At 41.3% G+C, this 10,479-nt stretch carries 12 protein-coding genes and 1 pseudogene; 1 reads left to right on the plus strand and 12 read right to left on the minus strand.

Annotated features, from left to right (window positions below):
- Nucleotides 1–13: 13 nt before the first annotated feature.
- The 8 genes and pseudogenes from HP548_RS22805 to HP548_RS22840 all read right to left on the minus strand — a co-directional run bounded on the left by HP548_RS22805 (nucleotide 14) and on the right by HP548_RS22840 (nucleotide 7,790).
- Nucleotides 14–1,192: an MFS transporter gene (locus HP548_RS22805; protein ID WP_099859313.1), complete on the minus strand. Its 1,179-nt coding sequence runs from the start codon at nucleotides 1,190–1,192 to the stop codon at nucleotides 14–16.
- Nucleotides 1,193–1,556: 364 nt separating this feature from the next.
- The gene (locus HP548_RS22810) at nucleotides 1,557–2,408 is read right to left on the minus strand and encodes an aldo/keto reductase (protein ID WP_099859312.1); all 852 of its coding nucleotides are present in this window, start codon (nucleotides 2,406–2,408) and stop codon (nucleotides 1,557–1,559) included.
- 34 nt (nucleotides 2,409–2,442) lie between these two features.
- Nucleotides 2,443–3,421, minus strand: a pseudogene (locus HP548_RS22815) (aldo/keto reductase).
- Nucleotides 3,422–3,558: 137 nt separating this feature from the next.
- Nucleotides 3,559–4,266, minus strand: a complete 708-nt coding sequence (locus HP548_RS22820; RefSeq protein ID WP_099859311.1) for an SDR family oxidoreductase — start codon at nucleotides 4,264–4,266, stop codon at nucleotides 3,559–3,561.
- A 463-nt stretch (nucleotides 4,267–4,729) separates the two neighbouring features.
- Nucleotides 4,730–5,050: a putative quinol monooxygenase gene (locus HP548_RS22825; RefSeq protein ID WP_099859310.1), complete on the minus strand. Its 321-nt coding sequence runs from the start codon at nucleotides 5,048–5,050 to the stop codon at nucleotides 4,730–4,732.
- A complete protein-coding gene (locus HP548_RS22830) occupies nucleotides 5,050–5,838 on the minus strand; it encodes an SDR family NAD(P)-dependent oxidoreductase (protein WP_217504779.1) in 789 nt (262 codons plus the stop codon). The genes HP548_RS22825 and HP548_RS22830 overlap by 1 nt, the downstream gene beginning before the upstream one ends.
- Nucleotides 5,839–5,902: 64 nt before the next feature.
- Nucleotides 5,903–6,886 (minus strand): aldo/keto reductase, encoded by a 984-nt coding sequence (locus HP548_RS22835; RefSeq protein ID WP_099859309.1) that lies wholly within the window; start codon nucleotides 6,884–6,886, stop codon nucleotides 5,903–5,905.
- Between the two features lie 52 nt (nucleotides 6,887–6,938).
- Nucleotides 6,939–7,790 carry an aldo/keto reductase gene (locus tag HP548_RS22840; RefSeq protein ID WP_099859308.1) on the minus strand — a complete coding sequence of 284 codons (852 nt, stop codon included), beginning with the start codon at nucleotides 7,788–7,790 and terminating at the stop codon, nucleotides 6,939–6,941.
- Nucleotides 7,791–7,986: 196 nt separating this feature from the next.
- On the opposite strand from HP548_RS22840, the gene HP548_RS22845 reads away from it, so the two are divergent.
- The gene (locus HP548_RS22845) at nucleotides 7,987–8,535 is read left to right on the plus strand and encodes a TetR/AcrR family transcriptional regulator (RefSeq protein ID WP_099859307.1); all 549 of its coding nucleotides are present in this window, start codon (nucleotides 7,987–7,989) and stop codon (nucleotides 8,533–8,535) included.
- Nucleotides 8,536–8,832: 297 nt separating this feature from the next.
- Here the strand turns inward: HP548_RS22845 and HP548_RS33445 are convergent, their stop codons facing one another.
- The 4 genes from HP548_RS33445 to HP548_RS22860 all read right to left on the minus strand — a co-directional run.
- On the minus strand, nucleotides 8,833–9,015 hold the full coding sequence (locus HP548_RS33445) for a hypothetical protein (protein WP_246318163.1): 183 nt from the start codon (nucleotides 9,013–9,015) through the stop codon (nucleotides 8,833–8,835).
- A 3-nt stretch (nucleotides 9,016–9,018) separates the two neighbouring features.
- Entirely contained in the window at nucleotides 9,019–9,360 is a 342-nt protein-coding gene (locus tag HP548_RS33450; protein ID WP_257219670.1) for an SDR family NAD(P)-dependent oxidoreductase, read from the minus strand.
- Nucleotides 9,361–9,793: 433 nt separating this feature from the next.
- Nucleotides 9,794–10,003 carry an endonuclease/exonuclease/phosphatase family protein gene (locus HP548_RS33455; protein WP_246318164.1) on the minus strand — a complete coding sequence of 70 codons (210 nt, stop codon included), beginning with the start codon at nucleotides 10,001–10,003 and terminating at the stop codon, nucleotides 9,794–9,796.
- Between the two features lie 278 nt (nucleotides 10,004–10,281).
- Nucleotides 10,282–10,479: stalk domain-containing protein (locus HP548_RS22860; RefSeq protein WP_217504780.1), on the minus strand; the 198-nt coding region annotated here is incomplete at its 5' end.

Raw genomic sequence — 10,479 nt, forward strand, 5'->3', positions numbered from 1 at the left:
TTATTCAGTTCCATTACTGCTGATCAGTCGCTTGTTTTCTTACCGGCTTATCCATATAGATTCTCAGTAAGATAAAGACCAGGCCCAAGATTAGAAATAGTAGTCCTCCAAGTACGATGTATCGGGTGCCCATCCCTGAAATAAACAATCCACCCACAGTCGTTCCAATGGTTATGCCCAAGTTACCGGAGGTCAGAAACAATCCATTAGCGAACTCCGGAGCTTCTGGTGCTGCAGACGTAATCCAATATTGACTAATATTATTGGCTATTGCATATAGTACTCCCCATATCACGACAATGACGAACATTGGTGCTGTGAACTGGCCCATCAGGAATAATAAAATGTAAACTGCGCCAAATACAAAGGGATAAATTATTATCGATTTAGCAGCATCTTTAGAAAGTAATTTCCCGCCAAGTACGTTTCCCAGCAGACTTGCTACACCGAATATAATTAACATTAGACTAAGGGCATTTCCCGAAACATGTGTAATGGTCTCAAGATACTCCGCAAAGTAACTATACACCGAAGCTGTTGCTGCGTTTATAAATACGACAGCAGCAATGGATTGCCAAGTCTTCGACTTTTTCAATACACTTAATTGCGCACCATAGGAAAGTCTTTCTTTCACTGGCATTGACGGGACAAAAAGTAATACACCAATGAATGCTATAGCATTCACAACGGCAAAAAACGTCATCGCCATATCAAGCGAAGCTACACTAGCGATAAAGGTTGTGATGGGAACACCCAGGACAATACCTGCAGATACGCCTAAAATAACTTTTGAAACAGCTTTAGGAATATCTTTCTCACTCACCGAGCTTGCTGCTGCTGTCAAAGCAATCGAAATATAGACAGGATGCAAAAATGCAGGAATTACACGAGCAATTAAAGCAATTGTAAAGTTTGGTGCAAATATTGAGACAATGTTACTTAGAACGAATACACCAAGGACAAATAACAACACTTTTCTGCGATCAAAACCAGAGAATAGTAACGGAAGAATGGGACCAGATATGGCTACAGCAAGTGCAAAGAGACTCACTAGTAATCCAGCTTGTGACACACTCACATGGAAGTGTTCAGCGATTTGAGGCAATATCCCGATAACTCCCATTTCAGTATTTAAAATACCGAAGACACCCAAGGTTAATATGAAAATAAACAAACTATTTCGCTTAGACATTTAAACATCTCCAATCTATATTTTAGAATTCAGTCTTTCATGGACCATTGACTCAAATAATTCTTAATATGCTATTCTCCTTCGCAGATATAATTTAAATCGCTAGAAATTTAATTCATACAAGTGTTTTATGCCACTCATGTGTATTTATTATATATGAAATTTGAATCTTCACAATCACCAAAATCTCATAAATCGTGTATTAATACACACTTCTCTTGGATCTGTGAATGTTAAATTCCATTTGCAAGGTTGGGTTATCTAAGATCTAAAATATTTGAAATTTCCTCATGACAAAAAAAGTATAGTCCCTCCATATGAAGGGACTATACTTGTCTGTTTACTTTTTATAAGCCTTAAATCTTTAGATGTTGAACCTCATGGTATTTAACGAATTCACCCTCGCCATATCGTTTGGACGGTTGAACAAACTTTCGTTAGTATCCAAAGTTTGAATCAGGTCCATATCTTCTTCTTTTAAATTAAAATCAAATATATTGATATTCTCGATGATTCTCTCCTTACGCACGGATTTTGGAATCACGACGATTCCCCTTTGGATTAACCATCGTAAGATGACCTGAGCAACAGATTTATTATATTTTTGTCCTATAGCTACCAATACTTCATTGTTAAAAATATCTTTTTTCCCTTCAGCAAAAGGACCCCAGGATTCAATCTGAACAGTCTGTTCTTTCATAAACTGGGCACTTTCCGTTTGTTGAAGAAACGGATGTGTCTCCACTTGATTTACAGCCGGTTTAACTTTATGATGCAATATCAAATCCAATAACCGATCATTTTGAAAGTTACTAACACCAATCGCCTTGATCTTGCCTTCATGGTACATTTCCTCCATCGCTCGCCAGGAACCATAGATGTCACCATAAGGTTGATGAATCAAATACAAATCCAAGTAATCTAACTGCAATCTGTCTAACGCTTTCTCAAAAGCTCTTTTTGCTGTATCGTAACCAGCATCTTGAATCCATAGTTTTGTAGTGACGAATATTTCTTCTCTGTGTATCCCACTACGTTTAATTCCTCTCCCCACCGCCTGCTCATTTTGATAAGCTGCTGCCGTATCAATTAAACGATAGCCAGCCATAAGGGCATCATAAACAGCTTGTTCACATTCTTTTTCATCCTGGATTTGAAAAACACCAAATCCGAGAATCGGCATTTCCACGCCGTTATTCAACATTATTTTTTGCATTTTCTTATCCTCCTGCTTCCTACAATTAACCTATTTAATTAAAACCAAGTACTTGATGTGGGATATACAGTTCTTCCAAAAAACTAACTTCCTCAGCTGTTAAGGTAACCGAAAGAGCAGTTGCCGCATCTTCGAGGTGAGATTCTTTCGTTGCCCCAATGATTGGAGAGGTAACCGGCTCTTTCTGTAACAACCACGCAAGTGCAATCTGAGCGCGTGGGATGTCACGTTTTTTAGCCAATTCCGCTACACGTTCAACCACCTCTCTATCTGACTTCGATGATGTAGGGAAAAATCTTTTGCCGATTACATCATGTTCAGAACGATGTGTCGTTTCATCCCAATCACGCGTCAATCTTCCTTTGGCTAGTGGACTCCATGGAATTACAGCGATTTTTTCTTCCTTACATAGCGGTAGCATTTCTCGCTCTTCTTCACGGTATAAGAGGTTTACATGATTCTGCATGGATACAAATCGGGTCCATCCATTTCTCTCCGCCACATGGTTAGCTTTAAGAAACTGCCACGCGTGCATGGAAGAAGCACCAATATATCTTACCTTCCCCGCCTTCACCACATCGTGTAATGCTTCCATGGTTTCTTCGATAGGTGTGTGATAATCCCAGCGGTGGATTTGATACAGATCAACATAATCCGTGCCTAGTCTTCTAAGGCTATTATCAATTTCACTCATAATAACTTTTCGGGAAAGCCCCGTTGCATTTTGACCCTTATGCATCGGAAAGTAAACTTTCGTAGCCAACAATTTCATCCCGATTGGTATAATCCTTAAGTGCTCGGCCAATGAACTCTTCACTTGTTTCATCCGCATACCAGTTCGCTGTATAAAAAAAATTAATTCCCAATTCAAGAGCCTTTTTTATAAGAGGACGACTATGTTCCTCATCAAGTATCCATTTATGCTCCCACCGCTCTGCTTCCCCAAAGCTCATGCAGCCAAGACAGAGCCGGGATACATCTACACGGGTGTTCCCAAGTTTTACATAATCCATTTCCATTGTCCTCCAGGATAATATTTCCAACCTCGTCGCTGCAGTAACTACGGTTTTATGATCTTTAGTGTTTACATTATTTTTGCGAACATGCCCATTTTCTTATCACTTTTCATGCAATTCGTTCATCCACCTAATTACCACTTCAGTGGTTTTCCGTCTCTGAAGAACCCCCCGGAAGGTCCATCAGGTCCAATTGTTGCTAACCAAAGGATAGATTGCGCTGCTTGTTTTGGATTTTTTGGCGCTGAAGGCCCTCCCATATCTGAACTAACCCAACCTGGGCAGACTGCGTTTATCTTGATATCTCCTTGGAGTTCTGCAGCAAGTAATTGTGTCAATCCATTCATAGCAAGCTTAGATACCCTGTAAGCACCTGTTCCCCGAGAAGACATGTCCCGCATCGCGCCCATTTCAGAAGAAACATTTATAATCCTTCCGTAGCCTTGCTTCTTCATGAGAGTGATAAAGGAACGAACAACATAATAAACTCCAAAGAAATTCGTATCCATCGTGTTCTCAAGAAGCTCAGGTTCCATTGTTAACAGCTGTTTATTCTCATCAAAGTACACACCAGCATTGTTGATTAATACATCTAATCTCCCATACTTCTCATTGACTTCATCTGCAGCCTTGCGAATACTATCCTGATCACTAACATCCATTCTCAGAAACGAAACATCCAGATTGGATTCCTTCAGCTTTTGCGCAGCTTCACGACCTGTCTTGGGATCTCGGCATGCCAAAAGAACTCTAAAACCAGTCTGAGCCAATTGTTTAACCAACTCATAACCAATTCCTCGATTCCCCCCGGTAACTAAAGCAACCTGTATATCCTGTGACATTTGAACCCTCTTTTCTCTGCTGTATTTGGCAAGAAAGTATTCCGAGATTGCGTGTGTATAATTATATAGCTAATCAAAATACGATCAATCGCCAAGTATCCACTATTTGTGTATTACCGCTCGAATGCCAATATACTGTGCATTAAGTTCAAAATAATATGCATTGTCTCCAACTTCGCTTCACAGAAAAATTCAATCACAAATATACGCTCATTGTGTTTTATGGCACAAATCTGGACCTTTTGATAATTGTGAATAGTCTATTTTTAATATAATTTATACACACATGAGTGTTATCGCATTAATCATGAATCCGCAATCTCTAAATCGAATGAGCTCTATATAAAAACGTCCCATTATCATAAGATAAGGGACGTTTTTTCATTCCAGTTTATTTTTGTTCAAAGCTTACTCATTCCTGAACGCTTTTTAGACAGCGTCTTTGCCTCATGGATACATATAACTATAATGGATTGCTCACACGTTGACTCAGCGTGATCTTGGGAGGGCAAAGAAGCAGCGGACTTAATTGTTCCATCACTCTTGGGACATTCGGATGCTGGGTATGCTCTGCTACAGCTTGTTCGTTCACCCAACCGTCTAAGATATAGAACATATTAGGTTCTTCAATTTTTTGATATAGATCGTAGTAAAGACACCCTGCCTCAAGACGAGCAGGTCCGACAAGCTCCATGAGAAGTTCTTTTACCCTCTCGCGATTCGACGATTCGCATTGTACTTCACAGATGATATGTTGTTCCTCTGATTTCAAAGTTGTATTCATCAGTTTTTCCCCGCATACACTCGTGTCTGACCGCCATCGACTATCAGGTCAATGCCAGTAATAAACCCACTTGCTTCAGAGGCCAGAAAAACAACAGCATCACCAATATCTTCCGGCGTTCCGACTCGGCCTACCGGTATTTCACTCGTGACACGCTCCGCGTAATCAGTTACCTGTTCTTCTGTCATGTGCTGTTCGGTACGGTATCCCTCCGTTGGCACAACACCCGGGCTAACTGAATTTACCCGAATCCCCCGATGCTTAAGGTCTGTGGTCCAGCTGCGCGCAAGTGAGCGCACTGCTGCTTTGGTCGCTGCATAAACTGCAAATCCAGGAAGACCCATATCAGCCGTAATCGAAGCGTTCAGGATAACTGAAGCACCATCCTTGAGAATCGGAAGCATCGTCTGAATGGTAAAGATCACACCTTTGATATTGGCACCGAGCAAGTGGTCGATATCCCCTTCAGTGAGATCTTCGAATCCAATAGCTTTTCCTCCACCGGCATTTGCAAAGATGATATCAAGACTGCCATGTTCTTTCCGGATTGTCTCAGCAAGACGTTCCAAATCTTCTTTCTTAGTAACATCAACAGCGATGCCACGCACCGATGTTCCAAGTCGTGCCGCTGCCTGTTCAATCTGTTCTTGCCGGCGCGAGATGATATACACAAATGCCCCTGCCTCCGACAAGCGCTTAGCAGCGCCGTAGCCAATTCCTGCACTCCCCCCTGAGACGAGTGCAACACGTCCTTTCAAAGTGCTAGATGTCAGATTTACATTTTCCATGGACGAATCTCACTCTCCAATGTTCAAGTTTATTTGCAATCATATAAATTTCGTCAGGCTGAAATTAATTGTGGCCCTTGATGGTGTGCGGTACATATGGTTCTTCCATGTAGGCAACTTCTTCCGGTGTCAGCTCAACAGAAAGAGCAGCTACTGCATCTTCAAGATGCGATATTTTTGTAGCCCCAACAATAGGTGCTGTTACTGGTTCTTTCAGCAGCAGCCAAGCAAGTGCAATATGAGCTCGCGGAACACCATGTTTCTCTGCTAACTCAGCAACACGGTCTACAATTGCCCGATCGGTATCTGCTGTTGAATCATATTTAATTCTTTGAACCTGGTCATTTTCCGAGCGGAGTGTTGTTTCCGACCAATCACGAGTCAATCTTCCCGATGCAAGCGGGCTGTATGGAATAACCCCGATTCCCTCTTCCTTACAGAGGGGCAACATCTCCCGTTCTTCTTCACGGTACATGAGGTTCAGATGATTCTGCATTGATACAAATTTTGTCCAACCATTTTTCTCAGCTACATGTAATGCTTTTTGGAACTGCCAGGTGAACATGGAGGAGGCACCGATATATCTTGCTTTCCCAGATTTCACAACATCGTGCAATGCCTCCATCGTTTCTTCAATTGGGGTGTTGTAATCCCAGCGGTGAATCTGATAGAGATCGATATAATCTGTTCCCAGGCGTTTCAGACTTTTATCCACTTCGGTCATGATGGCCTTTCGGGAAAGGCCGGCACTGTTTTGACCGCTATACATAGGGAAGAATACTTTTGTTGCGATAACGACTTCATCCCGATTTGCAAAGTCCTTTACAGCGCGGCCAAGAAACTCTTCACTCATTCCGTCCGAATACACATTTGCTGTATCAAAGAAATTGATTCCGAGTTCCAGTGCTTTTTTAATAATTACACGGCTGTTCTCTTCATCAATGACCCATTTTTGTGGCCAGCGCTCAGAAGCTACACCTAGGCCCATCGTTCCCATGCAAACCCTCGATACATCCAAACCGGTATTCCCTAGCTTCGTATAATCCATTTGTCTTGTCCCTCTTTCTAATCAAGTAGTTTCTGCATAGTGAATCTAAGCATTAAATATCAAATTTAACGTTGCTGAGCCATCTGACGCTTGCAAGATCGTCAAATGAAAAGATAAGATTCTTTTTAGTATCCATTGTGGCAATCGTCTCCATATCCTCAGGACTAAGTTCAAAGTCAAAGATATTGAAGTTTTCGATGATTCTTTCTTTGTGAACAGATTTCGGAATCACTACGACGCCTCTTTGTGTTAACCAGCGTAAAATCACTTGAGACACAGATTTATTATTCTTTTCAGCAAGTGAAGCTAATACTTCATTTTGGAAGATATTATTTGTTCCCTGGGCAAAGGGCCCCCAGGATTGAATTTGAATATTGTTCTCTTTCATATAAAGAGCACTTTCTACTTGCTGGGTGAACGGATGTGTTTCAATTTGGTTTATGGCAGGAACGACCTCATTATGGTCCATCAGATCGGTCAGACGATCCAGCGGGAAGTTGCATACTCCGATTGCCTTGATCTCTCCTTCACGATACAATTCCTGCATAGCATGCCAAGAGCCATATACATCGCCAAATGGTTGATGAATTAAATACAAATCGAGGTACTCCACCTGCAATTTATCCAGTGATTTTGCAAATGCTTTTTTAGTATTCTCATAACCGGCATCCTGAATCCAAACTTTAGTGGTCAGGAATATTTCCTCCCTTGGCACACCACTCCGTTTGATTGCGCGGCCAACCGCTTCTTCATTGAGATATGCAGCAGCGGTATCAATGAGACGATAGCCTGCCATGAGTGCATCATAGACGCTTTGTTCACATTCATTTGCATCTGAAATCTGATATACACCGAAGCCGAGAATCGGCATTTCCACGCCATTGTTCAAAATCACTTTTTGCATAAAGCATTCACTCCTTTTAATTTAAATAAATTTACCGATTGAAGTAAATTCACATTGATGGTTTATTACCCTTTCGTGTATAATTATATATATAATCAAAATTTCATCAATCACTAAACCATCCCCATTCGTGTATTACTGCACAGTTTGATATAAATTGTGTATTTATCATCAAGGAAGTCAGGTGAACTTAACAATGCTTAAAATGGACAGAAGAAGTCTGAAATCTCAAGAGGCAATTAAAAAAGCTATCATAGAGCTGATGTCTGAGAAAAGTTTTGATGATATTACGATTCAGGACATTGCTGATAAGGCAAATGTTAATCGAAGAACTATCTATCTTCACTACATCGATAAATTTGATTTGCTGGATAAACTCATCGAGAATCATATCAATGAACTGAAGATAATTTGTGAAGTAGAAGCTGAAACGGACACCGTAGAAGGAAATGTAACTTGGTTCAGATACTTCGAGCGAAATTACTCATTTTTTTCAGCGATGTTAGCAAGTAAAGGGGCTCCTTTCTTCCGCAACCGTTTCCTTGAATTTGTCACTGAAGATATAAAGAATGGATGGGATATGTTTGAAAACAAGGACAGGGGAATCACCGAAGATATATTGGTCCAATTTATCTCTCCGGCTTATGTAGGGATTGTGGAGTGGTGGTTTATAAATGGAATGCCTTATCCACCTGATGTTATGGGGAAACAAGTGGGAATACTGTTAGAAAACAACCTCTCCTAAATCACGGTGTCTGTATTGCCGTCTGTTTGGGTGAGGGAAAGAAAATATAGTTAGGAGCCGTGCTCAGCGCGGTTTTTTTGACGATTATAAGGTGATTCCTTTAAAACTGCTAAAATAAAAACAATAACGGAGATAGCCTCCGTTATTGTTCCAGAAATATAATTAACTTATTGTTTAAGCAGCTGTTATTCGTATGAAAGACTAGTCGACAGGTGGCAGTAAGCGTTAATCTGTTCCTGAAGCTCAGAAACTTGCAATGGTAAGAAGTGCAGTTGCAAGCTTGGCTGGATCGCCAACCTACTTACCGTTCATCGATTCCCAGATCACACGGGTTTTTGCTGTACGCTCAGCATAGTCGTCGATGGATAACTCAGGCCAATTGGGTGAATTTGGTTCTAGTAACTCTGTGCGGAAAAAACAAGGTTCACCAATAGTTGTATGAATTTCGAATGGCTCCACGTCGAAGCGTAAGGACTCCATCCATCACTCAAGGCCGAACTTAGTAGCCGAATACGCACCACAAAAATCCTGTCCTACCAGACCGGCGAGCGAAGAAATTGAGATAATATGGCCGGAGCGCACCTTACGCATAACAGGAAGTACTGCCCGGCTAACATTCATTGGACCGAATAGGTTAGTGCTGATCTGTCGCTCAACCTGAGCCGGGCTCAATTCCTCGAAGAAGCCCGCACAAAAGTTAGCGGCGTTATTAACTAATACATCCACTCGGCCGAACTTTTCTATTGTTGTCTTGACCGCTGTTTTGGCGTCTAAAGGATTATTAACATCGAGTTGAACAACTAGAAGATTGTCCGACGCTCCGATTGCTTTGGTATTGTATAAATTTCATTCTCTGCATCAGTTACCTGAAGCTAGTTTCTGTGTTAGTGTCTTAGCCAAAGCCCTATACGAATCTCTTAGAACCATTATAAGATAATCTGGCTGCTTTGTTTCATAAATAATTTTTTTAGGAACTCATATAACAACACACTCGTACCAGTACCCCATTCTACTCGAATTGAATTATCCTACTGATTAGCATCTAAGACTGTTTCAGAAAAGACTAAATGAGCGTTTCCGTGTTGAATACCGGGAGACGCTCATAACGTTACATTCTTCATGTTCTCTCTGATAGACAAGCTTAAATGTCCAGATCTACGAAGATTGCGGCGTGGTCAGATGCAGCCTGCGCAGGGTTATTGATCTCCGGAAGGTGTGGAAATAGTGTACCGTTTCTACCTCCCCAAACGCCGGCGCGTTAAATGCCCCCGCCACGTGCGATTTGGAACTGTGCAGGTGACACCAAGATATAGTCAATTTTATCTTTGGCTTCACCGTTACCCCAAGTACCTGGCCGGCCTGCAAAATCGAAGCTCTCGATCTGACTCGCGTCTTTAAGATCTGAACCCTCCGCTAGGAGTGGGGATAATGAATCACGATCGGGACTATCGTTGAAGTCTCCTATCACTGCAATTAGGTCTTCATTAGAGGCACGAAGGCCTTCGTAGATTTTTCGCGAACCGGCTTCGCTTGCTTCTTTCGCAGTGCGTCATTGTCGGCATGGTTGCCATGTCCCTTAACCAACCATTGTTTTAGCAGGTACTTTTTAGTTAACATTCGTTCACTCCAAGGTATGTATTAGTGAGCTTGAACATCCGATAATTCTAAAGAAACAATACAGTAAGTGGTACACGCTTTCTAACTTAATTCAAAAAAATGGAGAGCAAGCGCCCTCCACGGAGTAGTCTAGATTTCAATATTTAATGTGTTATTGCTTGAAGTAAATTTCATAGATGCACCTAAACCCTTAATAGCCTGTACAGGAATGTACGTAATTCCGTTAATGGCTTTTGGAGCGGTACTTAATGTAGAAGACATACCATTGTAAAATACCGTTTTACTACCCAGCGTTAACGTTACTTTGTACTTATTTTTTGTTAAACC

Source organism: Paenibacillus taichungensis (genome assembly GCF_013359905.1).
In the GTDB taxonomy this organism is placed as follows: Bacteria; Bacillota; Bacilli; order Paenibacillales; family Paenibacillaceae; genus Paenibacillus; species Paenibacillus taichungensis.

Coding starts and splice junctions, on each gene's coding strand:
- HP548_RS22805 (WP_099859313.1), bottom strand. CDS start 1,192: ATGTCTAAGCGAAATAGTTTGTTTATTTTCATATTAACCTTGGGTGTC.
- HP548_RS22835 (WP_099859309.1), bottom strand. CDS start 6,886: ATGGATTATACGAAGCTAGGGAATACCGGTTTGGATGTATCGAGGGTT.
- HP548_RS22830 (WP_217504779.1), bottom strand. CDS start 5,838: ATGGAAAATGTAAATCTGACATCTAGCACTTTGAAAGGACGTGTTGCA.
- HP548_RS22825 (WP_099859310.1), bottom strand. CDS start 5,050: ATGAATACAACTTTGAAATCAGAGGAACAACATATCATCTGTGAAGTA.
- HP548_RS33445 (WP_246318163.1), bottom strand. CDS start 9,015: ATGGAGTCCTTACGCTTCGACGTGGAGCCATTCGAAATTCATACAACT.
- HP548_RS22810 (WP_099859312.1), bottom strand. CDS start 2,408: ATGCAAAAAATAATGTTGAATAACGGCGTGGAAATGCCGATTCTCGGA.
- HP548_RS22820 (WP_099859311.1), bottom strand. CDS start 4,266: ATGTCACAGGATATACAGGTTGCTTTAGTTACCGGGGGGAATCGAGGA.
- HP548_RS22840 (WP_099859308.1), bottom strand. CDS start 7,790: ATGCAAAAAGTGATTTTGAACAATGGCGTGGAAATGCCGATTCTCGGC.
- HP548_RS22845 (WP_099859307.1), top strand. CDS start 7,987: ATGCTTAAAATGGACAGAAGAAGTCTGAAATCTCAAGAGGCAATTAAA.